This is a genomic window from Luteimonas endophytica, from assembly GCF_029887875.1.
GTDB lineage: Bacteria > Pseudomonadota > Gammaproteobacteria > Xanthomonadales > Xanthomonadaceae > Luteimonas > Luteimonas endophytica.
This window is the reverse complement of record NZ_JARXRM010000045.1, coordinates 171,262-196,438: the sequence shown is the minus strand read 5'-3', so window position 1 is coordinate 196,438 and position 25,177 is coordinate 171,262. Positions and strand designations below refer to the sequence as shown.

Annotated in this window: 26 protein-coding genes; 16 read left to right on the top strand and 10 right to left on the bottom strand. The window is 73.2% G+C overall.

Translation table 11 applies throughout. The features are described from left to right. Positions 1-3 precede the first annotated feature (3 nt). Positions 4-1,215 (top strand): sodium/glutamate symporter, encoded by a 1,212-nt coding sequence (gltS, locus tag QFW77_RS16825; protein WP_280575966.1) that lies wholly within the window; start codon positions 4-6, stop codon positions 1,213-1,215. A gap of 299 nt (positions 1,216-1,514) precedes the next feature. Then, positions 1,515-2,426: a LysR family transcriptional regulator gene (locus QFW77_RS16820; RefSeq protein ID WP_280575965.1), complete on the top strand. Its 912-nt coding sequence runs from the start codon at positions 1,515-1,517 to the stop codon at positions 2,424-2,426. Positions 2,427-2,499: 73 nt separating this feature from the next. On the opposite strand, the gene rsgA is transcribed toward QFW77_RS16820, so the two are convergent. Further along, a complete protein-coding gene (gene rsgA / locus QFW77_RS16815) occupies positions 2,500-3,612 on the bottom strand; it encodes a ribosome small subunit-dependent GTPase A (RefSeq protein ID WP_280575964.1) in 1,113 nt (370 codons plus the stop codon). A gap of 117 nt (positions 3,613-3,729) precedes the next feature. Between rsgA and QFW77_RS16810 the strand changes: the two genes are divergently transcribed. The 3 genes from QFW77_RS16810 (at position 3,730) to QFW77_RS16800 (ending at position 6,472) form a co-directional block, all read left to right on the top strand. Next, on the top strand, positions 3,730-4,983 hold the full coding sequence (locus QFW77_RS16810; RefSeq protein WP_280575963.1) for an aminotransferase class I/II-fold pyridoxal phosphate-dependent enzyme: 1,254 nt from the start codon (positions 3,730-3,732) through the stop codon (positions 4,981-4,983). Positions 4,984-5,056: 73 nt separating this feature from the next. Further along, positions 5,057-5,683 (top strand): SGNH/GDSL hydrolase family protein, encoded by a 627-nt coding sequence (locus tag QFW77_RS16805; RefSeq protein WP_280576132.1) that lies wholly within the window; start codon positions 5,057-5,059, stop codon positions 5,681-5,683. A 69-nt stretch (positions 5,684-5,752) separates the two neighbouring features. Further along, positions 5,753-6,472, top strand: a complete 720-nt coding sequence (locus QFW77_RS16800; protein ID WP_425603370.1) for a methyltransferase domain-containing protein — start codon at positions 5,753-5,755, stop codon at positions 6,470-6,472. A 6-nt stretch (positions 6,473-6,478) separates the two neighbouring features. Here the strand turns inward: QFW77_RS16800 and QFW77_RS16795 are convergent, their stop codons facing one another. Together QFW77_RS16795 and QFW77_RS16790 are read right to left on the bottom strand one after the other, a co-directional pair. Beyond that, positions 6,479-6,697: a cation transporting ATPase C-terminal domain-containing protein gene (locus QFW77_RS16795; protein WP_280575962.1), complete on the bottom strand. Its 219-nt coding sequence runs from the start codon at positions 6,695-6,697 to the stop codon at positions 6,479-6,481. Continuing rightward, positions 6,622-7,929, bottom strand: coding sequence for an HAD-IC family P-type ATPase (locus tag QFW77_RS16790; protein ID WP_280575961.1), 1,308 nt, complete (start codon positions 7,927-7,929; stop codon positions 6,622-6,624). The genes QFW77_RS16795 and QFW77_RS16790 overlap by 76 nt, the downstream gene beginning before the upstream one ends. A gap of 444 nt (positions 7,930-8,373) precedes the next feature. On the opposite strand from QFW77_RS16790, the gene QFW77_RS16785 reads away from it, so the two are divergent. The 4 genes from QFW77_RS16785 to QFW77_RS16770 all read left to right on the top strand — a co-directional run bounded on the left by QFW77_RS16785 (position 8,374) and on the right by QFW77_RS16770 (position 12,081). Next, the gene (locus QFW77_RS16785) at positions 8,374-9,135 is read left to right on the top strand and encodes a hypothetical protein (RefSeq protein WP_280575960.1); all 762 of its coding nucleotides are present in this window, start codon (positions 8,374-8,376) and stop codon (positions 9,133-9,135) included. A gap of 128 nt (positions 9,136-9,263) precedes the next feature. Next, the gene (locus QFW77_RS16780) at positions 9,264-10,703 is read left to right on the top strand and encodes a bifunctional enoyl-CoA hydratase/phosphate acetyltransferase (RefSeq protein WP_280575959.1); all 1,440 of its coding nucleotides are present in this window, start codon (positions 9,264-9,266) and stop codon (positions 10,701-10,703) included. After that, positions 10,700-11,890 carry an acetate/propionate family kinase gene (locus QFW77_RS16775; RefSeq protein ID WP_280575958.1) on the top strand — a complete coding sequence of 397 codons (1,191 nt, stop codon included), beginning with the start codon at positions 10,700-10,702 and terminating at the stop codon, positions 11,888-11,890. The genes QFW77_RS16780 and QFW77_RS16775 overlap by 4 nt, the downstream gene beginning before the upstream one ends. Further along, a complete protein-coding gene (locus QFW77_RS16770) occupies positions 11,887-12,081 on the top strand; it encodes a hypothetical protein (RefSeq protein ID WP_280575957.1) in 195 nt (64 codons plus the stop codon). The genes QFW77_RS16775 and QFW77_RS16770 overlap by 4 nt, the downstream gene beginning before the upstream one ends. Before the next feature lie 204 nt (positions 12,082-12,285). Here the strand turns inward: QFW77_RS16770 and QFW77_RS16765 are convergent, their stop codons facing one another. Beyond that, the gene (locus tag QFW77_RS16765) at positions 12,286-13,113 is read right to left on the bottom strand and encodes a polysaccharide deacetylase family protein (protein ID WP_280575956.1); all 828 of its coding nucleotides are present in this window, start codon (positions 13,111-13,113) and stop codon (positions 12,286-12,288) included. A gap of 55 nt (positions 13,114-13,168) precedes the next feature. On the opposite strand from QFW77_RS16765, the gene grxD reads away from it, so the two are divergent. Beyond that, on the top strand, positions 13,169-14,101 hold the full coding sequence (grxD, locus tag QFW77_RS16760; RefSeq protein WP_280575955.1) for a Grx4 family monothiol glutaredoxin: 933 nt from the start codon (positions 13,169-13,171) through the stop codon (positions 14,099-14,101). A 178-nt stretch (positions 14,102-14,279) separates the two neighbouring features. Here grxD and QFW77_RS16755 read toward each other — a convergent pair whose 3' ends face one another. Together QFW77_RS16755 and QFW77_RS16750 are read right to left on the bottom strand one after the other, a co-directional pair. Continuing rightward, positions 14,280-14,816: a DUF924 family protein gene (locus QFW77_RS16755; RefSeq protein WP_280575954.1), complete on the bottom strand. Its 537-nt coding sequence runs from the start codon at positions 14,814-14,816 to the stop codon at positions 14,280-14,282. A 119-nt stretch (positions 14,817-14,935) separates the two neighbouring features. Then, positions 14,936-15,706 carry an AMP nucleosidase gene (locus QFW77_RS16750; protein WP_280575953.1) on the bottom strand — a complete coding sequence of 257 codons (771 nt, stop codon included), beginning with the start codon at positions 15,704-15,706 and terminating at the stop codon, positions 14,936-14,938. Between the two features lie 141 nt (positions 15,707-15,847). Between QFW77_RS16750 and QFW77_RS16745 the strand changes: the two genes are divergently transcribed. The 6 genes from QFW77_RS16745 (at position 15,848) to QFW77_RS16720 (ending at position 22,161) form a co-directional block, all read left to right on the top strand. Then, positions 15,848-17,263, top strand: coding sequence for an amidohydrolase (locus QFW77_RS16745; protein ID WP_280575952.1), 1,416 nt, complete (start codon positions 15,848-15,850; stop codon positions 17,261-17,263). Further along, a complete protein-coding gene (locus QFW77_RS16740) occupies positions 17,260-18,576 on the top strand; it encodes an amidohydrolase family protein (protein ID WP_280575951.1) in 1,317 nt (438 codons plus the stop codon). Before QFW77_RS16745 ends, QFW77_RS16740 begins: the two co-directional genes overlap by 4 nt. Before the next feature lie 207 nt (positions 18,577-18,783). Then, positions 18,784-20,052 carry an NAD(P)/FAD-dependent oxidoreductase gene (locus QFW77_RS16735; protein ID WP_280575950.1) on the top strand — a complete coding sequence of 423 codons (1,269 nt, stop codon included), beginning with the start codon at positions 18,784-18,786 and terminating at the stop codon, positions 20,050-20,052. A gap of 259 nt (positions 20,053-20,311) precedes the next feature. After that, on the top strand, positions 20,312-20,932 hold the full coding sequence (locus tag QFW77_RS16730) for a 2-hydroxychromene-2-carboxylate isomerase (RefSeq protein ID WP_280575949.1): 621 nt from the start codon (positions 20,312-20,314) through the stop codon (positions 20,930-20,932). Positions 20,933-21,122: 190 nt separating this feature from the next. Continuing rightward, positions 21,123-21,464, top strand: coding sequence for a hypothetical protein (locus tag QFW77_RS16725; protein ID WP_280575948.1), 342 nt, complete (start codon positions 21,123-21,125; stop codon positions 21,462-21,464). Beyond that, the gene (locus QFW77_RS16720; RefSeq protein ID WP_280575947.1) at positions 21,457-22,161 is read left to right on the top strand and encodes a Dph6-related ATP pyrophosphatase; all 705 of its coding nucleotides are present in this window, start codon (positions 21,457-21,459) and stop codon (positions 22,159-22,161) included. The genes QFW77_RS16725 and QFW77_RS16720 overlap by 8 nt, the downstream gene beginning before the upstream one ends. Before the next feature lie 185 nt (positions 22,162-22,346). On the opposite strand, the gene QFW77_RS16715 is transcribed toward QFW77_RS16720, so the two are convergent. The 4 genes from QFW77_RS16715 to frmR all read right to left on the bottom strand — a co-directional run bounded on the left by QFW77_RS16715 (position 22,347) and on the right by frmR (position 25,101). Next, positions 22,347-22,679, bottom strand: a complete 333-nt coding sequence (locus tag QFW77_RS16715; RefSeq protein ID WP_280575946.1) for a putative quinol monooxygenase — start codon at positions 22,677-22,679, stop codon at positions 22,347-22,349. A gap of 29 nt (positions 22,680-22,708) precedes the next feature. Then, complete coding sequence (fghA, locus tag QFW77_RS16710) at positions 22,709-23,572, bottom strand: S-formylglutathione hydrolase (RefSeq protein WP_280575945.1); 864 nt, start codon at positions 23,570-23,572, stop codon at positions 22,709-22,711. 121 nt (positions 23,573-23,693) lie between these two features. Then, a complete protein-coding gene (locus tag QFW77_RS16705; protein ID WP_280575944.1) occupies positions 23,694-24,803 on the bottom strand; it encodes an S-(hydroxymethyl)glutathione dehydrogenase/class III alcohol dehydrogenase in 1,110 nt (369 codons plus the stop codon). A gap of 22 nt (positions 24,804-24,825) precedes the next feature. Further along, positions 24,826-25,101, bottom strand: coding sequence for a formaldehyde-responsive transcriptional repressor FrmR (gene frmR / locus QFW77_RS16700; RefSeq protein WP_280575943.1), 276 nt, complete (start codon positions 25,099-25,101; stop codon positions 24,826-24,828). Positions 25,102-25,177 lie beyond the last annotated feature (76 nt).

Genomic DNA, 25,177 nt, shown 5'->3' with positions numbered 1-25,177 from the left:
CGCATGCTTGAACTGGACGCGATACAGACCCTGGCCCTCGCCGGCCTGACCCTGTTCCTCGGCTACGCGCTGTGCCGCGCGATCCCGGTGCTGTCGCGCTACAACCTGCCCGCGCCGGTGGTCGGCGGGCTGGTGGTGGCGCTGGCGGTGCTGGTGGCGCACGGCCAGGGCACCACGCTGTTCACGCTGGACACCAGCCTGCAGACGCCGCTGATGATCGCGTTCTTCACCACCATCGGCTTCAACGCCAGTGTGGCGCTGCTGCGGATCAGCGGCCGCCAGGTGCTGCTGTTCCTCGGGCTGGCGAGCGCCTTCGCGGTGGCGCAGAACCTGCTGGGGATCCTGGTGGCGACCGGGTTCGGCCTGCACCCGCTGTTCGGCGTGCTGGCCGGCTCGGCCACGCTGACCGGCGGGCCGGCCACCGGGCTGGCGTTCGCGCCGCTGTTCGAGGAGGCGGGCGTGACCGGCGCCGAATCTGTAGCGCTGGCCTCGGCGATGGCCGGCATCGTCTGCGGCGGCCTGGCCGGTGGGCCGCTGGCGACGCTGCTGATCCGGCGCTTCGGCCTGCGCACGCCGGGCGCGGCGCCCGGCGACGCGGCGGCGCTGGTGGCCGGGGGCCCGGATGGCGGCGACGCGCCGCCCCAGGACGAGGCCGCGCGCGAGTTCGGCGCGCTCAAGAGCATCGTGGTGATCCTGGTGGCGATGTGGCTGGGCGCGTGGGTCAGCACCGGCATCTCGGCGACCGGGCTCACCCTGCCGGCCTACGTGGGCGCGATGCTGGTCGGCGCGCTGATCCGCAACCTCGACGACCGCACCGGCTGGATCGGGCTGTCGGTGCCGACCATCGAGCTGATCGGCAACATCTGCCTGGCGCTGTTCCTGGCGGTGGCACTGATGAACCTCAGGCTGTGGGAGCTGGCCGGCCTGGCCACCCCGCTGCTGGTCAACCTGGTGCTGCAGGTGGGGCTGGTGGCGCTGTTCTGCGGCGTGGTGTTCCGCGTGATGGGCCGCGATTACGACGCCGCGGTGATGGGCGGCGGCTTCGTCGGCTTCATGCTCGGCACCACCGCCAACGCGATGGCGGTGATGCGCACCCTGGTCGAGCGCTACGGCATGGCGCCGCGCGCGTTCCTGGTGGCGCCGCTGGTGGGCGCGTTCTTCATCGACTTCACCAATGCGCTGATCATCACCGGGTTCATCAACTTCTGGCATTGAGGCGACGGACGCGCCGGGCACGCCCAGGGGCGGCGCCGACCCCCGGAGCCTCCCGCGGCGTTCGCGGCCATGGGCCGCTCCTACAGGGTAGGCCGGTGGCCCACCGTAGGAGCGTGCCATGCACGCGAAGGCCGGCGCCTTCGGCCGAAGCCGGGAATCGCGCCGATCCCACCGGACACGCCCACGGCGTTCGCGGCCATGGGGCGCTCCTACGGGGTGAGGGTTGGGCGGGTGGTGCATCGCAGGAGGCGTGCCATGGGATGCTGGCCGCGGCCCGGGCGGCGGCCTAAGATCGATCGATGCGCTTTCGCCAGATCGAAGTCTTCCACGCCGTCTATACCACCGGCTCGATCAGCGCCGCGGCGCGCGCGCTGCACGTTTCGCAACCCTCCGTCAGCAAGGTGCTGCGCCATACCCAGACGCAACTGGGGCTGACGCTGTTCACCCTGGTCCGCGGCCGCCTGGTCGCCACCGACGAGGCGCATGCGCTGTTCATCGAGGTGGCCGAGATCTTCAAGCGGCTGACCTCGTTGCAGAAGACGGTCGGCAACATCAGGAATTTCGGCGGCGGCCACATCCGCCTGGCGGTGGTGCCCTCGCTCGGCCTGCACGTGGCGCCCATGGCCATCGCCCGCTTCAGGCGCCAGCACCCGGAGGTGACGTTCGACGTACAGACCCTGCACCACGACGACCTGTTCGAGGCCCTCTACGAGCGCACCTGCGACATCGCGGTGGCGTACGATCCGCCGCTGCACCCGCGCATGCAGCGGCGCCAGCTGGGCACCGGCGAACTGATGCTGCTGTTCCAGCGCGAGGGCCTGCCGGACGTGGGCGCGAGCGTGCCGCTACGGTCGCTGGACGGCCGGGACATGGTGGGGGTGGCCACCAGCGGCCCGGTCGGCGACCTGTTCGCGGCGGAGCTGCAGCGGCACGAGGTCGCGATCCGCGAGGTGGTCTCGAACCAGACCTTCTACATCGCCGCCGCGCTCACCCGCTGCGGCGCGGGCATGGCGGTGGTGGACGAGTTCACCGCGCGCGCCGGCGTGGACGGCTCCACCGCGTTCCGCCCGTTCGATCCGCCGATCCGGTTCAAGGTCGAGTGCGTGTACCTGGAGGATCGCCCGCCGTCCAGGGCGGCAGGGGAGTTCGTGGCGACGCTCGGCGCCGCCCTGCAGGAGATGCGGGCAGCCCCGCCGCCGGCGGACCGCTAGCGGCGCGCCCGGCCGCGGCCCGCACGCCGCGCGACGCTTCGCGCCTGCAGCCGCGCGCGGCCGGATGCCGGCCTCAGCGCTTGCCGTACCTGTCGTCCAGCCGCTTGTTCGGCGCCTTGCCGAGCGCCTTCTCGTCGCGCTTGCTGCCGCGCCGGCCGGCGAGCTTGCCGGCGGCGGCGCCGACCTCGTCGCGGAGCTTCAGGTAGCTGGCATAGCGCGCGGGGTCGAGCGCACCCGATTCGATCGCCGCGCGCACCGCGCAGCCGGGTTCCTGCTCGTGCCGGCAGTCGCGGAAGCGACACTGTTGGGCCAGCGCCTCGACCTCGGCGAAGCCGCCCTCGGCCAGGTCCTCCTCGCCGGTGGGCTTGAGCTCGCGCATCCCCGGCGTGTCGATCAGGCAGGCGCCGGACGGCAGCGGGATCAGCGCACGGTGGGTGGTGGTATGGCGGCCGCGCTCGTCGCTGCTGCGTACCTCGCCGGTCTTCATCCGCTCGCTGCCGAGCAGGCTGTTGGTGAGGGTGGACTTGCCGGCGCCGGAGCTGCCCACCAGCACCGCGCTGACCCCGGGCCGCAGCCAGGTCTCCAGCACGGCGACGCTGTCGCGGTCGCGGGCGTCGACCGCCAGCACCGGCACGTCGGCCCCGGCGACGCCGGCCAGCGCCGCCAGCGCCGCGTCCACGTCGGCGTCCGCGCGGTCGGCCTTGGTCAGCACCACCACCGGCTGCGCGCCGCCGCCACGCACCAGCAGCAGGTAGCGTTCGATCCGGCGCGGGTTGAAGTCGGCGTCCAGGCCGCACACCACCAGCACCACGTCGACGTTGGCGGCGATCACCTGCTGGCGGTAGTGCTCGCCGGCGGCGCCGCGCTTGATCACGCTGCGCCGCGGCAGCAGCGCGACGATGCTCGCCTCCTCGACCAGCACCCAGTCGCCGACCGCGGGGCGCTGCTCGGGCGGGAACTTCGGCCGCTGCCACTCCGGCAGCGACTCCACCGCCCCCCCCTCCACCGGGCCCTCGGCCACCAGGTAACCGGAGCGGTGCTGGGCCATGACCCGTGCCGGGCGCGCTTGCGGATGCGCCGCCATGGCCGCGGCCCAGGCCGGGTCGCCGGCCTCTTCTGGCACGCCGGGGAACGGCCAGCCGATCGCGCGCAGCGCGGCGCCGCCGTCGGGGGGAGCGGAGTTCAAGCGCGCGGGCCGGTGGGCGTCATGGGCCGATTCTAGCCCGCGGCTGGAGCGCGAAGAGGCTGTTTCCGCGCCGGACTTTGGGTAGGCTGGGCGGAATTCCGCCAGCCCCGCGCCGCCATGCCCACCCTCAAGACCCGCGAACGCCTGTCCGAAGTGCGCTACGAGATCCGCGGGGAGCTGGCCCGGCGCGCCCGCGAGCTGGAGGCGCAGGGGCGCGAGCTGATCAAGCTCAACATCGGCAACCCCGGCGCGTTCGGCTTTCGCGCCCCGGAACACCTGCAGCGCGCGATCGCCGACCACATCCACGACACCGACCCCTACACCCACCAGCAGGGCCTGCCCGAGGCGCGCGAGGCGATCGCCGCGCACCACCGCGGCCGCGGCACCCCGAACGCGTCGCCGGAGCGGGTATTCATCGGCAACGGCGTCAGCGAGCTGATCGACATCTCGCTGCGGGCGCTGCTCAACCACGGCGACGAGGTGCTGCTGCCCTCGCCCGACTATCCGCTGTGGTCGGCGGCGACGATCCTCAACGACGGCCGCCCGGTGTACTACCGCTGCGCGGCGGAGCACGGGTTCCTGCCGGATCCGGACGAGATCGAGGCGCTGGTGTCGCCGCGGACCCGCGCGCTGGTGCTGATCAACCCCAACAACCCGGCCGGCGCGGTGTATCCGCGCGCGCTGCTCGAACGCCTCGTCGCGGTGGCGGCGAAGCACCGGCTGCTGCTGATGGTCGACGAGATCTACGACGGGGTGCTGTACGACGGCGCGCGCTTCGAGCCGCTGGCGCCGCTGGCCGGCGACCTGCCGTGCCTGTCGTTCGGCGGCCTGTCCAAGGTGCACCGCGCCTGCGGCTGGCGGGTGGGCTGGGCGATGCTGTCGGGCGATCCGACCGCCTGCGGCGATTTCCACCACGCCATGGACCTGCTCGGCGCGCTGCGGCTGTGCGCCAACGTGCCCGGCCAGTTCGCGATCCAGGCGGCGCTGGACGGCACCGACACCATCGGCCCCCTGTGCGCCCCCGGCGGGCGCCTGTACGAGGCGCGGCGCGCGGTGATCGAGAGCTGCGCGACCAGCGAGCACCTGCAACTGATGGCGCCGGCCGGCGCGCTGTATGCGTTCCCCGGCGTCACCGGCGCCGCCGCCGAGGGCTTCGACGACCACGCCTTTGCGCTGGAGGTGCTGGAAACCGAGGACGTGCTGATCGTGCCCGGCTCCAGCTTCAACGTGCCCTACCGCAACCACTTTCGCGTCACCCTGCTGCCCGAGCCCGAGCAGCTGCGCGAGGTGTTCCGGCGCCTCGAACGGGTACTGCAGCGCCGCGCCGAGGCCGCGCGCAACCGCGGCGACGCCCGTGCCGCGGTGGCTTGAGGCGCTGGCGGCGGTGGCGCTGGCCGGCGTGGCCGCCACCTCCGCCGCAGGCGAGAGCGAAGGCGAAGGCGCGATCGCCTATCTCGCACTCGGCGACAGCTACACCATCGGCGAATCGGTGCCGGAGGACGGCCGCTGGCCGGTGCAGCTGGCACGCGCGCTGCGCGCCGAAGGCATCCCGCTGCAGGATCCGCGCATCGTCGCCACCACCGGCTGGACCACCGACGAGCTGGACGCGGCGATCGATGCCGCCGCGCCGCCGACCGATCACGGCTTCGTCAGCCTGCTGATCGGCGTCAACAACCAGTACCGCGGTCGCCCGCTTGACGAGTACCGCACCCAGTTCGCCGCGCTGCTGGAGCGCGCCATCGACTTCGCGGGCGGCCGGCCGGAGCGGGTGATGGTGCTGTCGATCCCGGACTGGGGGGTGACCCCGTTCGCCGCCGCCGCTGGCCGGGACGTCGCGGCGATCGCGGCGGAGCTCGACGCCTACAACGCCGCGGCCGCGACCATCTGCGGCGCGCGCGGCGTGGCCTTCGTCGACATCGCCCCGGTGAGCCGCGCGCGCGGCGCCGAACCGGGGATGCTGGCCGACGATGGGCTGCATCCCTCAACGGCGATGTACGCCGAGTGGACCGCGCTGGCGCTGCCGGTGGCGCGGCGGCGGCTTGCCGCGCCGCCCGGCGCGGATCCGCGCTAGCCGCCGGCCCGTGCTAGCGTTCGGCCTCCCCGGCCGCCTCGCCCGCCCAACCGCATGCACGACCCGACCATGATGGAATCCGCCGAGGCCGACAGCCCCACCGCGGGCCGCCCGTTCGACCGCGCCCACGCCCGGAGCGTCGCCCGCGCGTTCCTGCCCGCGCACCCGCTCGGCAACCGCCACGACTACTACTACACCCTGTTCAAGCTGCGCAGCGATCCGCTGTACCCGGGCGTGCTGGCGGCGCTGCGCGGCAGCCGGGCGCCGCTGCTGGACCTGGGCTGCGGGCTCGGCCTGCTGGCGCACGCGCTGCGCCGGGACGGGCAGGCGCTGCCCTACCGCGGGGTCGACATCGATGCCGCCAAGATCGCGCGCGCGCAGCGGGTGGCCGCGCGCAGCGGGCTGGCAGAGACCCATTTCGAAGTGGTCGACCTGGCGCGGACCACGCCGGCGCACCGCGGCAGCGTGGCGATCCTCGACGTGCTGCAGTACCTCTCGCACCAGGCGCAGCACGAGCTGCTTTCGACCATGGCGGCGATGCTCACCCCCGGCGCGCGGCTGGTGATCCGCACCGGCCTGGGCGACGACAGCCCCCGCGGCCGCACCACCCGCGTCACCGACCGGCTCGCCAACCTGATCGGCTGGATGCAGGAGCGGCCGCGCTGCTACCCCACCGCCGCCGGCCTGCGCGCGGCCCTGGAAGCGGCCGGGCTGGAACCGCGGTTCGCGCCGCTGTACGGCAACACCCCGTTCAACAACTGGCTGGTGGTGGCGGCGCGAGAGCGCTGAACCCGCTCAGGCGCCGGCCGCCTCGGCCACGCCCAGCCGCCGCAGCACCAGTTTCTCGACCTCCAGCACCAGCATCAGCGCCGCGCCGATCGCCACCACCACCAGCCCCTCCAGCGCGCCCACCGGGCGGGTGGCGAACAGCGCCTGCATCACCGGCAGGTAGGTGAAGGCGAGCTGCGCGAGCACCACCGCGCCCACCGCCCCCAGCACCACCGGTGTGCCCATCGCGCCGCGCCAGGTGAACGATGCCTGGCGCAGGTAGCGGACGCCTCACGCTGCACGGCACACATCTCCAGCAGCCGCTCCGGCGCGCCCTTCACGAACACCACGCGGCGGCCCTCGGCGGTCCGGTGCAGGGTCGCCATGAAGCGGTGCTGGGCGTCGAACGGGATCGCGTCGACGCGCGGCCACTGCGCGCGCAGCGTCTCCGGCGCCAACCCCGCCTTCATCGCCAGCGCGAGGTGGCGCCGAGCGTCTCCACCGCAGGCAGCCTGCGGATCACCGCGTTGCGCGCGGCCATGCGCTGCACCCCGATCGCCAGGGTGATGGTGATCACCGCCGGCAGCCCTTCCGGGATCACACCCCACCGCCAGCGCCACCACCGCCATCAGCGCCTCGTCCCAGCGGAACCCGCGCACCAGCACCGCGAACCCGAACAGCGCCGCGGCGCCGGCCAGCGCCACCCAGGTGAAGCGGCGGCCGAAATCGTCGATCTGCCGAAGCAGCGGCGTGGTGAGCGCCTGTACCCCGCCGATCAGGGTGCTGATCCTGCCGATCTCGGTGTCGCGACCGGTGGCCACGACCACGCCCACGCCCTGGCCGGCGGCGACCAGGGTGCCGGACCAGGCCATGCAGGCGCGATCGCCGAGCGCCGCCGCCGCGTCCACCGGGGCCTCGCGCTTGTCCGCCGCGACCGATTCGCCGGTGAGCACCGCCTCGTCGATCAACAGCGAACGCGCACCGAGCAGGCGCAGGTCGGCCGGCACGCGGTCGCCCGGATCGAGCAGGACCACGTCGCCCGGCACCAGCGCGGCCACCGCGACGGTCTGGCGCTGGCCGCACCGCAGCACCGTGGCCTGCGGCGAGACCATCCGCCGGATCGCGTCCAGCGCGCGTTCGGCCTTGCCCTCCTGCACGTAGCCGACGACGGCGTTGACCACCACCACCGCGGCGATCACCGCCGCGTCGACCGCATGGCCGAGCAATGCCGCGGCGCAGGCGGCGGCGATCAGGAAATAGATCAGCGCGTTGTTGAACTGCGACAGGAATCGCAGCCAGGCCGGCCGCCCCGCGGTCGCCGGCAGCTGGTTGGCCCCGTGCAGTGCCAGTCTGCGCGCCGCTTCCTCGGCCTGCAGCCCCCCGCGATCGGCCTGCAGCCGCGCCAGCGCGTCCGCGGCGGTGCAGGCATGCCAGGGGACGTCGGGCACCGGGGTGGCGGAGGGAAACTGGGGAGGCATGCTGGGTCCTGTCCGGAGGAGAGTGCGCCATGCGAAGCCGGGGGGACTGGCCGCGCTGGCCGACCGCGGCCGCGACGGCAATCGCGACGCCGCCGCTGCCCGCCCTGTCGAAGGATCCGACACGCGCGCACCGTGCTGGTCGGCGGGCCTGTCGACCGCCCGTCCTGCACGCGGCGCGACCGCCTTCGTTCCCGCCGCTTGCTGGCGTTGCACTCCGTTAACGCGGGACCTGCAGACTACGGGTGGTATCGAGGTCGAGGTGTGATCCAGATCAATGCCCGGCCGGCGCAGCCGCGCGAGGCTGCGGACGCGATGATGCATCCGTGCGCAGCGTCGGCCCACGGCCCCGCCGTCCGCACGCCGGCTGCCGCCGCTCCCGCCGCAGCGCCCGCTCCACTTCGCCCCCTTCGTTCCGGCCTTCCCCCGCTCCCCGAGGATCCCCCGATGACCGACTCCGACCTGCCGCTGGCCCTGTACAAGGCCAACCTCGACCTCTGGCTGCGCCTCGGCGAACTGCTGCAGGACAGCCGCGAACAGTGGATGCAGCTGCTGGCGCGCGAGGTGCGCGACGGCATGCTCGAGGTACGCACCGAGACCGCACAGGCCCAGCAGGCCGAGGGTTGGCAATCGCTCTCGGTGCTGCCCGGCAGTGCGCTGTGGCGGATCGCCGAGCAGCAAATGGGCGACCTGCAGGCGCTGGTGCAGACCGCCGTGGGCAACCAGGTGACCTTCGCCAACGGCTTCCAGCACGCACTGGCCGAGTGGCAGGAAGCCACCGCCGGCGCGATCGGCGGCGCCGCCAACGGGCCGCCGGCCGGTGATCTGCTGGAGCGCACCCTGCAGGCGCTCTCGGCGCTCGCGCCAGGCGCGGCCGGCGTTGCAGGCGGCGCACCCGGAGCGGTCGCGGCGCGCAGCGGCAGCGCCAGGCCGGCGGCGAAGGCGGCAGCGGGCGGGGCCGGCTCCGGCGATTCCGGCCGCGCCGCCCGGGCACGCAAGCGCGCCGCCGGGGCCAGGGAGTCCTCGCCGGCCGGGCGGGCAAAGACGGCAAAGACGGCAAAGACGGCAAAGACGGCAAAGAAGACTGCCCGGAAGGCCGCGAAGAAGACAGCGGCGAAGAAGACCGCCAGCAAGGCCGCGAAGGCGACCACGAAGCCGCCGGCGAAGCGGGCAGCGGGCAAGCGCGCCGCGAAGAAGTCGCGGAAGTAGCCGCTTCTGGTCGGGCGGCCGGCACCTGCCCCTCGCCGGGACGGGTTGGACCCGCCGTGCCCGATGGGGCATGGTCGGATACGCGGCGCGGCCGCGCCGATGACTGACAGCAGCAGGACGGAGCACCCATGCACGAACAAGCGCCCGCCGGGACGCCCTCTTCCGACGCGGCGCTCGCGCCGCCGCACAACCGCACCTTCGACGAACTCGAGGTCGGCGACCGCGCCACCCTGCAGCGCATGCTCGGCGTGGAGGACATCCGCCTGTTCGCGGTGCTGTCCGGCGATGCCGAGCCGCAGACCGCGGAACGCCCCAGCGGCGACGGCCAGGGCGACGGCGGCGTGATCGCCCACGGCATGTGGGCCGCGTCGCTGGTGGCGGCGCTGCTGGGCACCCGGCTGCCCGGGCCGGGCACCCGCTACGTCTCGCAGGCGCTGCGCTTCCTGGCGCCGGTGCGGGTGGGCGACACCCTGACCGTGGAGGTCGCGGTGACCGCGCGCGATCCGGCCCAGCGCCGGGTGCGGCTGTCGTGCCGCGCGCTCAACCAGGCCCAGGCGGCGGTGTTCGAGGGCGAAGCCGAGGTGGTCGCGCCGGAGCGCCGCATCGCGCGCTCGCGCGCCACCCTGCCGGAGGTGCGCGTGCACGGCGCCAGCGACGGCGCGCAGCGGCTGCTCGACCACGTGCGGCCGCTGGGGCCGGTACGGATGGCGGTGGTGCACCCATGCGACGCATTGAGCCTGCGCGCGGCGCTGGAGGCGCGCGCCGCGGGGCTGATCGATCCGGTGCTGGTGGCGCCGCGCGCGCGCCTGGAGGCGGCGGCGGACGACGCCGGGCTGGACCTGGCGGGGATCGAGATCGAGGACGTGGCGCACAGCCACGCCGCCGCCGTGCGCGCCGCCGAACTGGCGGCCGCCGGCGAGGTCGAGGCGCTGATGAAGGGCAGCCTGCACACCGACGAACTGCTGGCCGCGGTGCTGCCCAGCGCCGCGGGGCTGCGCACCAAGCGCCGCGTCAGCCACTGCTTCCTGATCGAGACACCGGCCTACCCCAGGCCGTTCGTCATCACCGACGCGGCGATCAACATCGCCCCGACCCTGGAGGAAAAGGCCGACATCGTGCGCAACGCGATCGACCTGGCGCACGCGATCGGCGTGGACGACCCGCGGGTGGCGATCCTGGCCGCGGTCGAGACGGTGAACCCGCGCATGGTGGCGACGCTGGACGCCGCGGCGCTGTGCAAGATGGCCGAGCGCGGGCAGATCACCGGCGGCGTGCTCGACGGCCCGCTGGCCTTCGACAACGCGGTCTCGGCGGCGGCGGCGCGTATCAAGGGCATCGAGTCGGCGGTCGCCGGCCGCGCCGACATCCTGGTGGTGCCGGACCTGGAGAGCGGCAACATGCTGGCCAAGCAGCTCGAATTCATGGGCGATGCGATCAGCGCCGGCATCGTCCTCGGCGCCCGGGTGCCGATCGTGCTGACCAGCCGCGCCGATCCGCACGAGGCGCGGATGGCCGCCTGCGCGCTGGCCGTGCTGCTGGCGCATCGCTACCGCAACGCGCCGCCATGAGCCAGGCGCTGGTGCTGGTGCTCAACTGCGGCTCGTCGAGCATCAAGGTCGCCCTCTTCGACGCCGCCAGCCGGCCGCTGCCGCGGCAGCCGGCGTGGCGCGGCAAGGTGCAGGGGATCGGCGGCGGCAACCCGCGCTTCGACGAGGGCGGCGAGCCCGAGGCCGTGGCGCTGGACCCCGCACGGCCCTATCCGGCGGCGCTGGCGCTGATCCGCGAGCGCGTGCGGGCGCGGCTGGGCGAGCGCCATATCGTCGCCGTGGCGCACCGGGTGGTGCACGGCGGCAGCTGCTACCTCGCGCCGGTGCGGATCGACGCCGGCGTGCTCGCCGACCTGAAGGGCTACATTCCGCTGGCGCCGCTGCACCAGCCGTTCGCGCTGGAGGCGATCGAGACGTTGCTGCACGCCGCCCCGGAGCTGCCGCAGGTGGCCTGCTTCGACACCGCCTTCCACCACACCCTGCCCGAGGTGGAGCGGATGCTGCCGCTGTCCTGGGACGCCTGGGAACGCGGCCTGCGCCGCTACGGGTTCCACGGCTTGTCCTACGAATACCTGTCGGTGACGCTGCCGGAGCGCCATGGCGAACTGGCGCGCGGTCGCGTGGTGGCCGCCCATCTCGGCAGCGGTGCCAGCCTGTGCGCGATGCGCGGGCTGCGCAGCGAGGCCACAACGATGGGGTTCTCCGCGCTCGACGGGCTGATGATGGGCACCCGCTGCGGCGCGCTCGATCCGGGCGCGCTGCTGTACCTGATGGAGGTGGAGAAGCTGTCCGTGGAGGACGTGGCGCGGGTGCTTTACCACGGGTCGGGATTGCTCGGCGTGTCCGGAGTCTCGCCGGACCCGCGCGAGCTGCTGCCGCGCGAGGCCGACGACCCGCGGGTGGCCGCGGCGCTGGCGCTGTACGTGCGCCGGATCGTGCGCGAGATCGGCGCGCTGGCGGCGGTGCTCGGCGGCCTCGACCTGCTGGTGTTCACCGCCGGCATCGGCGAGCACAACGCCGAACTGCGCCGGCGCATCTGCGCCGGGCTCGAATGGCTGGGGCTGGCGCTGGACGGGGCCGCGAACGCGGCGCACGCCGCGGTGATCAGCGCGCCGGGGAGCAGGATCGTGGCGGCGGTGGAACCGACCAACGAGGAATGGATCGCCGCACGGGCCGCCGCCGGCCTCTGTGGCGGGGCTCCGGGATGACCATGGGCGGCGAGCGCGCGCTGTGGGTGCTGGTGCTGGTGCTGCTGGTGCTGCCGACGGTGGCGATCGCCCTGCTCAGGCTCGGTTTCCGCAAGCGCGGCGGCATCGATCGCGGCTGGGGCGGGGTGCTGGTGCTGGCCCTGGCGCTGCTGGCGGCGCTGGCGATCATCGCCCTCAAGGTCAGGACTTGAGGGGCGGTTTCGATCGATTGGCGGCGATCCGGGGAGTGGCCACCACGCCGGCTTTCGCTTGCTTGGCACGCGCCTACAGGGGCGCAGCGAGGTGCTCCCCCCGTAGGAGCGGCCCACGGCCGCGAAGCCGCGGGCGGCTCCGGCGAAGTTTGCGGTGACACCGGCGTGGCCGAGCGCGTCGGCTTTCGCGCGCATGGCGCGCTCCTACGGGAACGTGGCCGCTGCCGGCGACGAGGTCGTGTCGGCGGCGGCCGGATCCTCGGGAAGCACGGTGCGGTAGCCGGCCGCCTGCAGGCGTTCCAGCACCCGGGCGACGATCTCGACGCTGCGGCCGTGCGGCGCGCCTTCGTGCAGCAGCACGATCGCGCCGGGCGCCAGATCGCGCGCGATCCGCGCCGCCACCGCGTCCGGGTCCGCGCGCACCGCATCGAAGCCGCGCGCGCTCCACGCCACCCGCGCCAGGCCGTGGCGGCGCAACGGCGCGGCGACGAACGGGTTGGTCATTCCCACCACCGAGCGGAACCAGCGCGGCGGCGCCCCCGCGAGCGCGGCCAGCGTCGCCTGGGCCTGGCCGATCTCGCGCGCCATGCGTCGCGGCCCCAGCGCCCAGAACCAGGCCTGCGGGTGGCCATGGCTGTGGTTGCCGATGCCGTGGCCGCGGCGCAGGATCTCGCGCACCAGCTGCGGCCGCGCGGCCGCGCGCTCGCCGACCAGGAAGAAGGTGGCGCGCGCGCGGTGGCGGTCCAGCAGGTCGAGCAGCGCGGTGGTGTCGTCGGAGGGGCCGTCGTCGATCGTCAGCCAGGCCACGCGCTCGCCGGTGGGCAGGCGCGACAGCACCGGCGCGTACAGCGCCGCGCGCGGCAGCAGCGCCGAGAGCACGAACGGCGCATGGCTGAGCAGCATCGCCGGCAGCCCGACCCGCCAGCCGGCCCACCACCACAGCGCCGCCACCAGCGCCTGCGAGGCCAGCAGCCAGCCCAGCCACGCGTGCGGATGGCGCGGAACGCGATGCAGTGTTCGGCCGTGGCTCATCCGCGCATGATGCCACGCGGGTAAAATGCCCGGTTCAATCGCACCCGGCACCGCCATGACCCTCGATCCAGCCCTGCGCCAACGCATCGAAACGCTGCTCGCCGACCATCGCGTGGTCCTGTTCATGAAGGGCAGCCCGGACATGCCGCAGTGCGGCTTCTCGGCCAAGGCCGCGGGCCTGCTCGGCGGCCTGGGGGTGGAGTACGCGCACGTGAACGTGCTGGCCGACCCGGAGATCCGCGAGGGCATCAAGGCCTACGGCAACTGGCCGACGATCCCGCAGCTGTACATCGGCGGCGAACTGGTGGGCGGCAGCGACATCATCGACGAGATGGCCAATTCCGGCGAGCTGAACCAGGCGCTGGGGCTTCCCCCCGTCGACCGCACCCCGCCGCGCGACGTCACCGTCACCCCGGCCGCGGCGGAGATGCTGCGCGGCGCCTTGGCCGATGCCGGCGCCGACGCCGCGCTGGCGCTGGCGATCGATGTGCGCTTCCAGCCGCGCTTCCAGATCGCCGCCGCCGACCCCAAGGCCATCGCGGTGGAGTGCGAGGGCCTGCGCATCCAGTTCGACCCGGCCAGCGCGCGCCGCGCCGACGGCATCACCATCGACTGGGTGGACGACCTGCGCGGCAAGGGCCTGGCCATCGACAACCCCAACGCGCCGAAGGCGGTCGGTGCGCTGAGCCCCGCCGAGGCCGCCGCGCGCGTGCGCGACGGCGCGCTGACCCTGGTCGACGTGCGCCCGCCGGACGAGCGCGCGGCGGCCTCGGTGACGGTTCCGTTCGAGGTGCTGGACGGCGACGCGCGGCGCACCCTCGAGGCCCTGCCGAAGGGCACCGCATTGGCGTTCCTGTGCCACAGCGGCCAGCGCAGCCGCCAGGCGGCGGAGCATTTCCGCGGCCTGGGCTTCACCGAGGTCTACAACGTCGAGGGCGGCATCGACGCCTGGTCGACCGAGGTCGACGGGAGCATTCCAAGGTATTGATCGCGACGCGGTCCGCAGCCGCACCGCGCCCTCGTAGGAGCGTCCCATGCCCGCGAAAGCCGGCGCGGTCGCCCAGACCCGGAATCGCCGCCACTCCCAATGGGGCCTCGCGCGGCCTTCGCGTCCATGGGACGCTCCTACGGATGACAGGCGTGCCGCTCGGGGACATCCGCGGCCGCTAGAACCCGCCGCCGGCATCGAGCCAGGCCTGCTCCTCGGGCGTGCTCTCGCGCCCCAGCGCGCGGTTGCGGTGCGGGAAGCGGCCGAAGCGCTCGATGACTTCCAGGTGGGCCACGGCGTAGCGGTCGTAGTCGGCGTCGCCGATGCCGCGGAACAGTTCCACCGATCGGCGCTGGTCCTCGAGCGATTCGGAATGCTCGAACGGCAGGTAGACGAACGCGCGCAGCTGCGGCTCGATCGCCCGGTCGAGGCCAGCATCGACCGCCCGCCGCGCGCAATGCAGCGCCAGGCCGTCGGTGGCGAAGGCATGGCCGCTGCCGCGGAACACGTTGCGCGGGATCTGGTCGAGCAGGATCAGCAGCGCCAGGGCGCCTTCCGCGTCCTCCAGCCAGTGCTCGTATTCGCCGCGCGCCGCGGCCAGGTGCGCGCCGAGGAAACGCGCCTCGCACTCGCGGTCGAATGCCTCGCCGCCCATGAACCATTTGCGGTAGCCGGCCTCGCGCCAGAAACTGGTGACGTCGTTCGGAGTCGTCATTGCGGACATCCAGTCGGATTGGCGGTCAGGATAGCCGGTGCGCGGGATCGCCGAGAACGGGTTTCCAGGCCGCCTCGAAGCGTAGCTGCGGCCTCCCCGGGCGCACGCGCCTGCGCTGTTCAGAACCGCAGGTGGCGCACCGACTTGCCGTGGCGGCGGATCAGGCGCAGCGCCTCGATGCCGACCTGGATGTGGCTCTCGACGAACTCCGAGCTCACCCGCGCGTCGCTGGCCTCGGTCTTCACTCCTTCGGGAATCATCGGCTGGTCAGAGACCAGCAGCAGCGCACCGCTGGGGATCCGGTTGGCGAACCCGGCGGCGAAGATCGTCGCCGTCTCCATGTCGATCGCCATGCAGCGCAGCCTGCGCAGGTAGCGCTTGAAGGTCTCGTCGTGCTCCCAGACCCGGCGGTTGGTGGTGAACACGGTACCGGTCCAGTAGTCGTGGCCGAGATCGCGGATCATCGTCGAGACCGCGCGCTGCAGCGCGAACGCCGGCAGCGCCGGCACCTCCGGCGGCAGGTAGTCGTTGCTGGTGCCGTCGCCGCGGATCGCCGCGATCGGCAGGATCAGATCGCCGAGCCGGTTCTTGCGCTTCAGTCCGCCGCACTTGCCCAGGAACAGCACCGCCTTGGGGTGGATGGCCGAGAGCAGGTCCATCATCGTCGCGGCATTGGGGCTGCCCATGCCGAAGTTGATCATGGTGATGCCGTCGGCGGTGGCGCTGGGCATCGGCCGGTCGATGCCGACCACCTCGGCGCCGGTGAGCTTGCTGAAATGGCCGAGGTAGCCGCCGAAATTGGTCAGCAGGATGTGCTCGCCGAACGCGTCCAGGGGGAGGCCGGTGTAGCGCGGCAGCCAGTTGCCGACGATCTGGTCTTTTTCCTTCATGGCCCCGGATGTTAACCGAGGCCGCGGCCGATCCGGACCAAGAGCGCCGGCGGGCGCCGGTTCCCCCATGACTTCCGTCGGGTTGGCAGCGACGCGCGCGCAGGCTAGGTTCGGGGTTTGGCACGCTGCCGGGGACCCTCGATGCTTCGACCCTTGACCACCGCGCTGGCCGCGGTGCTGCTGTTCGCCCCTGCGTACGCGCAGGACCCGCGCCCCTCGCGTTTCGCCGAGGACCCGTACGCCAGCACCTACGTGCCGATCGCCGCGCCGCCGGTGGTGATCACCGGGGCCACGGTCCTCACCGGGACCGGCGAACGCCTCGACGGCGCCGACGTGCTGTTCGCCGATGGCCGCATCGTCGCGGTCGGCCCCGGCCTGGAGGCGCCGGAGGGCGCCACCCGCGTCGACGGCACCGGCAAGTGGGTCACGCCCGGGCTGATCGACGTGCATTCGCACCTGGGCGTCTACCCGAGCCCCGGGGTGGGCGCGCACAGCGACGGCAACGAGATGACCGCCCCGGTCACCGCCCAGGTCTGGGCCGAGCACTCGGTCTGGCCGCAGGACCCGGGCTTCGGCGCGGCGCTGGCCGGCGGCATCACCTCGCTGCAGATCCTGCCCGGCTCGGCCAACCTGGTCGGCGGCCGCGGCGTGACCCTGAAGAACGTCGCCGCCACCACCGTGCAGGGGATGAAGTTCCCCGGCGCCCCGCACGGGTTGAAGATGGCCTGCGGCGAGAACCCGAAGCGGGTGTACGGCGAGAAGGGCGGGCCGGCCACGCGCATGGGCAACGTCGCCGGCTACCGGGCGGCCTTCATCGAGGCCACCGAGTACCTGGCCAAGCACACGCCCGACGAGGCGCCGCGCAGCCGCTGGGGGCGCCGCGCCGCCGACGAGGGCGAGGACGACAACGGCGGCAAGCGCGATCTCAAGCTCGACACCCTGGCCGGCGCGATCAACGGCGACATCCTGGTGCACATCCACTGCTACCGCGCCGACGAAATGGCGGTGATGATGGACCTGGCCGAGGAGTTCGATTTCCGGATCGCCGCCTTCCACCACGGCGTGGAGGCCTACAAGCTGTCCGACCAGCTGGCCGAAGCGGGCATCTGCGGGGCGCTGTGGGCCGACTGGTGGGGCTTCAAGATGGAGGCGCTGGACGGCATCCAGGAGAACATCGCCCTGGTCGACCGGCCCGCCAACGGCTGCGCGATCGTGCATTCCGATTCCAGCGAAGGCATTCAGCGGCTCAACCAGGAGGCCGCCAAGGTGATGGCGAACGCGGGCCGCGCCGGCATGGAGATCGCGCCGGAGCGCGCGATCCGCTGGCTCACCCGCAACCCGGCCCAGTCGATGGGCATCCTCGAGCAGACCGGCACCCTGGAGCCGGGCAAGATGGCCGACGTGGTGCTGTGGAACGGCAATCCCTTCAGCGTGTACGCGCACGCCGAGCAGGTCTGGATCGACGGCGCCCGGCTCTACGATCGCGGCGATCGCTCGCGACAGCCGGTCTCGGACTTCATGCTCGGCCAGGGCGCGGTGCACGGAGGTGCGCGATGACCCGCCGCTCCGCAGCGCTGTTCGCGGCCGCGCTGGCGCTCGGCCTGGCCCTGCCCGCCTTCGCCCAGCAGCCGGCGCCGGCCGCCGGCCAGGCGCTGCTGATCCGCAACGCCAAGGTCCATACCGCCGGTGCGCGCGGCACCCTGCCGAACGCCGACGTGCTGGTGCGCGGCGGCCGCATCGCCGAAGTCGGCAGCGGCCTGGCCGCGGCCGGCGCGCAGGTGGTGGACGCCGGCGGCCGGCCGCTCACCCCGGCGCTGTTCGGCGGCATCACCGGGATCGGCATCGAGGAAGTCTCCGGCGAGGACAGCACCACCGACGGCGAGCTGGCCCTGGGCGCGGATGCCAAGCACATGGTGGTGCGCCCGGAGTTCGACGTCACCCTGGCCTACAACCCGGACTCGATGCTGATCCCGGTGGCGGCGGTGGAGGGCATCGGCTTCACCCTGCTCAGCGCCGGCAGCGGCGCCGGCGGCTCGATCGTCGGCGGCCAGGGCGCGGTGATGCGCCTGGACGGCGACCCGGAACCGGCCGGGCCGAAGCTGCTGTTCCTGCAGCTCGGCTCGCGCGGTGCCAGCCTCACCGGTAGCTCGCGCGCGGCGCAGTGGATGCTGCTCGACCAGCTGGTCGACGAGGCGCGCGGCCGGATCGGCGCCGACTCGCACGCGGCCCTGCTCACTCCCGCGGGGCGCAGCGTGCTGGCGCGCTACCTGGACGGCAACGGCCGGATCGTGGTGAACGTCGACCGCGCCGCCGACATCCGCCAGCTGCTGCGCTGGTCGGCGCGCCACGGCGTGCGGATCGCCATCAGCGGCGGCGCCGAGGCCTGGAAGCTGGCGCCGCAGCTGTCGGCGGCGGACGTGCCGGTGTTCGTCGATCCGCTGGTCAACCTGCCCTCGGGCTTCGACCAGATCGGCGCCACCCTGGAGAACGCCGCCAGGCTGCGTGCCGCCGGCGCGACGGTGGGCTTCACCCAGTCCGGCGACGCCTCGCACAACGCCCGCAAGGTACGGCAGCTGGCCGGCAACGCGGTCGCCAACGGCCTGCCCTGGGAAGCCGGCCTGGCCGGGCTGACCCGGGTTCCGGCCGAGACCTTCGGCGTGGCCGACCGCATCGGCAGCATCGCTCCGGGAATGCGCGCCGATCTGGTGCTGTGGAGCGGCGATCCGCTGGACGTGGCCAGCGTCGCCGACCAGGTCTGGTTCGACGGCCGCGCGATCCCGATGCGCTCGCGCCAGACCGAGCTGCGCGACCGCTACCTGCGCACGCCGGCGCCTGCGGCCGAAGGCGGGCTGCCGCGCGCCTATCCCTGACCGGCCTCGGGTGCCCCCGGGAGGCGCGGCCCATGGCCGCGAAGGCCGCGGGCGGCGCCGGCCGGGGTGGCGGTTATCGCCGGCGTGGCCACCCGCGCCGGTTTTCGCGCGCATGGCGCGATCCTACAGGGGCGGCGCCTTCCGTAGGCGCGGGACGCGGCGCTGCGCCGGCGGGAACGGCGCGCGGTTCGGGCATCATGGGCGGCGATGACCGCCCACGACCCCTCTTCGCCGGCCCGCCTTCCCCATGTCGTGGTGGTCGGCGGCGGGTTCGCGGGCCTGTGGACGGTGCGCGGCCTGGCCCGTGCCGCGGTGCGCATCACCCTGGTCGACCGCGGCAACCACCACCTGTTCCAGCCGCTGCTCTACCAGGTCGCCACCGCCGGGCTGTCGGCGCCGGACATCGCCGCGCCGCTGCGGCACATCTTGCGCGACCAGGGCAACGTCGAGGTGCGCATGGCCGCGGTGCGCGCGATCGACCCGGCGCACCGCCGGGTGCTGCTCGACGACGGCGCCGAGCTGGTCTACGACCAGCTGGTCCTGGCCGCCGGCGCGACCCACGCCTACTTCGGCAACGACCACTGGGCCGAGCACGCGCCCGGGCTCAAGACCCTGGACGACGCGCTGCAGCTGCGCCGGCGCCTGCTGCTGGCGTTCGAGCGGGCCGAGGCCGAGCCGGATCCCGAACGCCGCGCCGCCTGGCTCAGCTTCGCGATCGTCGGTGGCGGACCGACCGGGGTGGAGCTGGCCGGCACGCTGGCCGAGATCGCGCGCCACACCCTGAAGCGCGAGTTCCGCAACATCGACCCGGCCGCCGCGCGGGTGCGGCTGGTCGAGGCCGGGCCGCGGGTCCTGGCGGGCTTTCCGGAGTCGCTGTCGGAGCAGGCGCGCCGCCAGCTGCAGCGGCTCGGCGTCGAGGTTTCGACCGGCCAGCCGGTCACCGCCATCGACGCCGCGGGCTATCGCCTCGGCGACACCTTCGTGCCGGCGCGTACCGTGGTCTGGGCCGCCGGCGTCGCCGCGTCGCCGCTGGCCGCCACCCTGGGCGTCCCGCTGGATCGCGCCGGCCGCGTGCCGGTACAGCCGGACCTGCAGGTGCCGGGGCACCCGGAGATCTTCGTGGCCGGCGACCTGGCCGCGCTCCGGCAGGACGGCAAGCCGGTGCCCGGCATCGCGCCGGCCGCCAAGCAGATGGGCCGGCACGTGGCGCAGGCGATCCGCGCGCGCCTGGCCGGAACGGCGGTCGCGCCGTTCCGCTACCGCGACTACGGCAACCTGGCCACCATCGGGCGCATGGCCGCGGTGGTGCACCTGGGGCGGCTCAAACTCTCGGGCGTGCTGGCCTGGTGGTTCTGGCTGCTCGCGCACGTGTTCTTCCTGATCGGCTTCCGCAACCGCCTGGTGGTGCTGCTCAACTGGACCTGGGCGTACTGGACCTACCAGCGCGCGGCGCGGATCATCCTCGGCCGCGATTGACCGGCCGCAGCCGCGTGCCACCCTCGTAGGGGCGTGCCGTGCACGCGAAAGCCGGCGCGGTTGGACACATCCGCGATCGCCGCCGACCCGACCGGAGCGACCCACGGTCTTCGCGGCCATGGGCCGGCCCTACCGAAGGATGCCCGCCCACCCCGCAAGAGGGTGCCATGCCCGCGGAAAGCCGCGCGGCCTGCAATCCCGGCATTGCCGCCAAGCCTCGGCGACGGGCGATAATGATTCGGTGCAATCGGAGCCGACCATGACCCCGCGCTGGTATTTCGACTTCATCTCGCCCTATTCCTACCTGCAGTGGCGGCGGCTGCGCGACGGGCTGGAGGAATACGGCATCGAGCCGGTCCCGATCCTGTTCGCCGCGATCCTGGGCGAGCTGGGGATCCGCGGGCCGGCGGAGATCCCGGGCAAGCGCGAGTTCGCCTACCGCCACGTCCTGTGGCGCGCCCGCCGCGCGCACGTGCCGCTGCGGTTCCCGCCGGCGCATCCGTTCAACCCGCTGGCGGCGCTGCGGCTGGCGATCGCCGCGGGCACGACCCGCGCGGCGATCGACGCGGTGTTCGACTGGATCTGGGCGCAGGGCAACCCCGGCGACGGCGTCGAGGCGTTGACGCCGGTCCTGGAACGGCTCGAGCTGACGCCTGCCGCGCTGGCGGCGCCGGAGGTCAAGACCGCGCTGCGCGCGAACACGGACGCGGCGATCGCCGCCGGGGTCTTCGGCGTGCCGACGCTGGCGCTGGGCGAAAACCTGTTCTGGGGCGACGACGCTCACGACTTCGCGATGGCCGCGCTGCAGGACCCGGAGCTGCTGGACGACCCGGAAATGCGGCGGCTGGCGCGGCTGCCGGTCGGGATCCGGCGCGGCTGAGCGGCCGATGCCCGCACCGCTCTGGTAGCGGCGTGCCATGCACGCGAAAGCCGACGCTGCGGGTGACGCCCGGACTTGCCGCCCGGCTTGCAGACGACACGCGGCCCGGCCCGAAGCAGCGAAGGCGATGACGGCGGACTCACGCCGCAGGCCGCACGCTGGCCGCGACCAGCACACCACGAGCATCGACATGAGCACACGCTACTTCATCCGCCTGCCGTCGCCCGAAACCACCCGCGCCAGTGGCGAATACGCATTCCGCTCGCAGGGTGCCGCCGGGTTCGCCGAGGAGCTGCAGGAGGCGCTGCGCGGCGACGCGCTGTTCGCGCGCTGGCGCGACGCGCAGGAGGACCCGGACGGGGTCGACCCGGCGCTCGGGGTCACCGATCCGCAGGCGAAGGTCGACGGCGAGCAGAACGACCTGCACATCGACCTGGTCGCCAACACCTCGATCCCGGGCAACGTGCTCAAGCACCGGCTGCGCCTGCTGGCCGGCGGCACCTGGCAGCTGCGCGACGTCAGGGGTGGCTGAGATCGCTCCACGGGACGGTGCGCGCCCTGGAGTGCTGCTGTCGTGGAGCGGCGGCAAGGACTCGGCCTGGACGCTGCAGCAGCTGCGCCGGCGCGACGACCTGGAAGTGACCGGGCTGCTGACCACCATCACCGAGGGCTACGGGCGCGCGTCGATGCAGGGCGTACGCGTGGAAGTGCTGCGGGCGCAGGCCGAGGCCGCCGGCCTGCCGCTGCTCGAAGCCGAGATCCCGAAGGAGTGCGACAACACCGCCTACCAAGCCGTCTTCGCCGCGGCCCTGGAACGGGCGCGTGCGCGCTGGCCCGGACTGGAGCGGATCGCGTTCGGCGACCTGTTCCTGGCCGACATCCGCGCCTGGCGCGAGGCGCTGTGCGCGCGCCTGGGCTGGACCGCGCTGTTCCCGCTGTTCGGCGCAGACACCGCGACGCTGGCGCGGGCGATGATCGCCGCCGGGCTGCGCACGCACCTGTGCTGCGTGGATACGCGGCAGCTCGACGCCGGGTTCGCCGGGCACGCGTTCGACGCGTCGCTGCTCGATGCGCTGCCGGCGGGCGTGGACCCGTGCGGGGAGAACGGCGAGTTCCACAGCTGCGTCGAGGCCGGGCCGATGTTCTCGCGCGCGCTGGCGCTGCGCCGCGGCGAGACGGTGCTGCGCGACGGGCGTTTCGCCTATACCGACTTCCTGGCGCCGGGGTGAGCGCGAGTCCGGGCCACGGCTGGCCCCTGTAGGAGCGGTCCATGGCCGCGAACGCCGCAAAGTTCCGGTCGCGTGGCGGTGATTCCGGGCGCCGGCGCCTGCCTCGGCTTTCGCGTGCATGGCACGTTCTTACGGGAGCCGCGTCGGTATCTGGTGGGGCGCGGGAAAGAGGACGCGCGGCGTGCTCAGTCGTGCTGTGCGGAGCGGTGCCAGGCGCCCAGCGGCTCGAGCACCTGCGGCTCGCGCGGGCCCTGCAGCAGCTCGGGCAGCAGCGCCTCGTATTCGCGCCGGTACGGCGTGTCCTGGTGCTTCAGGAACGCCTCGACCGAGGGTTCGGCCCAGCGCTCGTAGAGGGTGAACAGCGTCGGATCCTGCAGATCGCGGTGCAGCTGGCAGGACACGAACGCCTCTTCCTGCGACATGCGCTCGATGATGCCGTGGACCGCCCGCAGCCAGTCCTCGGCGCGTTCCGGCTTGACCCGGCATTTGACGTAGAACACGAGATCGCGATCGGACACTTCGCCTCCATGGGTCGGGGAGAGGGCGCTCAGGCCCTCAGCGCCGCCGCATGGTACGCGATGTGCTCGCCGATGAAGCTGGAGATGAAGTAGTAGCTGTGATCGTAGCCGGCGCGCATGCGCAGCTGCAGCGGGTGCCCGGCCCGCTCGCAGGCGGCCTGCAGCAGCTGCGGGCGCAATTGCGCGTCGAGGAACTCGTCGCCGCCGCCCTGGTCGACCAGCAGCGGCAGCCGCTCCCTGACGGACCCGACCAGCTCCACGGCGTCGTACGCCTTCCAGGCCTCGCGGTCGCCGCCGAGGTAGGCGCCGAAGGCCTTCTCGCCCCACCCCACCCGCGACGGCGCCACGATCGGCGCGAACGCCGACACGCTGCGATAGCGCCCGGGGTTCTTCAGCGCGATGATCAGCGCGCCGTGGCCGCCCATCGAATGGCCGCTGATCGCGCGCGCATCGCTGGCGGCCGGGTCGCTCTCCACCCAGGCGGGCAGTTCTTCGACCACGTAGTCGTACATCCGGTAGTGGCGCGACCACGGCTCGCGGGTGGCGTTGACGTAGAACCCCGCTCCCTGGCCGAGGTCGTAGCCCTCGGCGTCGGCCACGCCTTCGCCGCGCGGGCTGGTGTCCGGCGCCACCAGGATGATCCCTTGCTCGGCGGCATAGCGCTGCGCGCCGGCCTTGCCGATGAAGTTCTGCTCGGTGCAGGTCAGCCCCGACAGCCAGTACAGCACCGGGCAGGGCGCATGCCGCGGATGCGAGGGATCGGCCTGCGGCGGGAAGTACACCCCCACCGTCATCTGGCAATCCAGCACCTCGGAGCGATGCCGGTAGACGTCCTGCCAGCCGCCGAAGCAGGCGTGGCGTTCGAGGCGTTCGGTGGAATCGTGATCGGTCATGGGGGGAAGTGATTGGCGATTGGTGATGGCGATTGGCAAGAGCGCAGCGGCGTGTCTCGGCCCCGGAGATTCGTGCCTGGCTTCGATCGATCGCCAATCGCGAATCACCGATTCCGGCTCCTCAATAGTGAATCACCGCCCGGATCGACTTGCCCTCGTGCATCAGGTCGAAGGCCTCGTTGATCCGCTCCAGCGGCAGGGTGTGGGTGACGAAGGGTGCCAGGTCGATGTCGCCGCGCATCGCATCCTCCACCATGCCCGGCAGCTGGCTGCGGCCCTTCACCCCGCCGAAGGCGGTGCCCATCCACCTGCGGCCGGTGACCAGCTGGAACGGCCGGGTGCTGATTTCCTGCCCGGCGCCGGCCACGCCGATGATCACGCTCTGGCCCCAGCCGCGATGGGCGCATTCCAGCGCTGCGCGCATCACCTGGACGTTGCCGATGCACTCGAAGCTGTGGTCCACGCCCCACTCCGTCATCTCCACGATCACCTGCTGGATGGGCCTGTCGTGGTCCTTCGGGTTCACGCAGTCGGTGGCGCCCATCCGCGTGGCCAGCGCGAACTTGGACGGGTTGGTGTCGATGGCGATGATCCGGCCGGCCCTGGCCTGCACGGCGCCCTGGATCACCGCCAGGCCGATCGCGCCCAGGCCGAACACGGCCACGCTGTCGCCCGCCTGCACTCTGGCGGTGTTGTGCACCGCGCCGATGCCGGTGGTGACGCCGCAGCCGAGCAGGCACACGTGCTCCGGGTTGGACTCGGGGTTCACCTTGGCCAGCGAGACCTCGGCCACCACCGTGTACTCGCTGAAGGTCGAGCAGCCCATGTAGTGGTGGACGGGCCGGCCCTCGTAGCTGAAACGGGTGGTGCCGTCGGGCATCACGCCCTTGCCCTGGGTGGCGCGCACCGCCACGCACAAATTGGTCTTGCCGCTCCTGCAGAACAGGCACTCGCCGCATTCGGCGGTGTACAGCGGGATCACGTGGTCGCCAGGCGCGACGCTGGTCACGCCCTCGCCGACCTCGACCACGACGCCGGCGCCCTCGTGGCCGAGCACCGCCGGGAACACGCCCTCCGGGTCCTCGCCCGAGAGCGTGAACGCGTCGGTGTGACACAGCGCGGTGTGGGTGATCCTGACCAGCACCTCGCCCTTCCGGGGCGGCGCGACGTCGAGCTCGACGATCTGCAGCGGCTTGCCGGCTTCGAACGCGACGGCGGCTCTTGACTTCATGGGGTGTCCTCCAGGATCCGGATCATTTGAGATAGGAGCGCACCAGCGCGACGGCGTCGTCGATGCTGGCCTGGCTGCGCGGCGACGGCGCGGCGAGCTGGCCGAGCTCCTCGCGCAGGTGGCTCTGCAGCACTTCCGACATCAGCCCGTTGACCGCGCCGCGGATGGCGGCGATCTGCTGCAGTACCGCGCCGCACTCCGCCCCCGCCTCGAGCGCACGCTCGAGGGCGTCGGCCTGGCCGCGAATGCGGCGCAGGCGGGTGAGGACGCGCTTCTTTTCGGCTGGGGAATGCGGCATCGTGGCGGGTGTCGAATACTGGAGGGGAGTATACACTCCGGGCGCCCCGCGCAGGTGCGCGCCATGCGCGAACGCC

What these genes read in the sequence shown, in the direction of transcription:
- QFW77_RS16775 (WP_280575958.1), top strand. Translation starts at nt 10,700, where the DNA reads ATGAGCCAGGCGCTGGTGCTGGTGCTCAACTGCGGCTCGTCGAGCATC.
- QFW77_RS16790 (WP_280575961.1), bottom strand. Translation starts at nt 7,929, where the DNA reads ATGCCTCCCCAGTTTCCCTCCGCCACCCCGGTGCCCGACGTCCCCTGG.
- QFW77_RS16800 (WP_425603370.1), top strand. Translation starts at nt 5,753, where the DNA reads ATGATGGAATCCGCCGAGGCCGACAGCCCCACCGCGGGCCGCCCGTTC.
- QFW77_RS16740 (WP_280575951.1), top strand. Translation starts at nt 17,260, where the DNA reads ATGACCCGCCGCTCCGCAGCGCTGTTCGCGGCCGCGCTGGCGCTCGGC.
- gltS (WP_280575966.1), top strand. Translation starts at nt 4, where the DNA reads ATGCTTGAACTGGACGCGATACAGACCCTGGCCCTCGCCGGCCTGACC.
- QFW77_RS16780 (WP_280575959.1), top strand. Translation starts at nt 9,264, where the DNA reads ATGCACGAACAAGCGCCCGCCGGGACGCCCTCTTCCGACGCGGCGCTC.
- QFW77_RS16705 (WP_280575944.1), bottom strand. Translation starts at nt 24,803, where the DNA reads ATGAAGTCAAGAGCCGCCGTCGCGTTCGAAGCCGGCAAGCCGCTGCAG.
- QFW77_RS16765 (WP_280575956.1), bottom strand. Translation starts at nt 13,113, where the DNA reads ATGAGCCACGGCCGAACACTGCATCGCGTTCCGCGCCATCCGCACGCG.
- QFW77_RS16795 (WP_280575962.1), bottom strand. Translation starts at nt 6,697, where the DNA reads ATGGGCACACCGGTGGTGCTGGGGGCGGTGGGCGCGGTGGTGCTCGCG.
- QFW77_RS16820 (WP_280575965.1), top strand. Translation starts at nt 1,515, where the DNA reads ATGCGCTTTCGCCAGATCGAAGTCTTCCACGCCGTCTATACCACCGGC.
- grxD (WP_280575955.1), top strand. Translation starts at nt 13,169, where the DNA reads ATGACCCTCGATCCAGCCCTGCGCCAACGCATCGAAACGCTGCTCGCC.
- QFW77_RS16730 (WP_280575949.1), top strand. Translation starts at nt 20,312, where the DNA reads ATGACCCCGCGCTGGTATTTCGACTTCATCTCGCCCTATTCCTACCTG.
- frmR (WP_280575943.1), bottom strand. Translation starts at nt 25,101, where the DNA reads ATGCCGCATTCCCCAGCCGAAAAGAAGCGCGTCCTCACCCGCCTGCGC.
- QFW77_RS16810 (WP_280575963.1), top strand. Translation starts at nt 3,730, where the DNA reads ATGCCCACCCTCAAGACCCGCGAACGCCTGTCCGAAGTGCGCTACGAG.
- QFW77_RS16735 (WP_280575950.1), top strand. Translation starts at nt 18,784, where the DNA reads ATGACCGCCCACGACCCCTCTTCGCCGGCCCGCCTTCCCCATGTCGTG.
- QFW77_RS16745 (WP_280575952.1), top strand. Translation starts at nt 15,848, where the DNA reads ATGCTTCGACCCTTGACCACCGCGCTGGCCGCGGTGCTGCTGTTCGCC.
- QFW77_RS16750 (WP_280575953.1), bottom strand. Translation starts at nt 15,706, where the DNA reads ATGAAGGAAAAAGACCAGATCGTCGGCAACTGGCTGCCGCGCTACACC.
- QFW77_RS16755 (WP_280575954.1), bottom strand. Translation starts at nt 14,816, where the DNA reads ATGACGACTCCGAACGACGTCACCAGTTTCTGGCGCGAGGCCGGCTAC.
- fghA (WP_280575945.1), bottom strand. Translation starts at nt 23,572, where the DNA reads ATGACCGATCACGATTCCACCGAACGCCTCGAACGCCACGCCTGCTTC.
- QFW77_RS16725 (WP_280575948.1), top strand. Translation starts at nt 21,123, where the DNA reads ATGAGCACACGCTACTTCATCCGCCTGCCGTCGCCCGAAACCACCCGC.
- QFW77_RS16770 (WP_280575957.1), top strand. Translation starts at nt 11,887, where the DNA reads ATGACCATGGGCGGCGAGCGCGCGCTGTGGGTGCTGGTGCTGGTGCTG.
- QFW77_RS16785 (WP_280575960.1), top strand. Translation starts at nt 8,374, where the DNA reads ATGACCGACTCCGACCTGCCGCTGGCCCTGTACAAGGCCAACCTCGAC.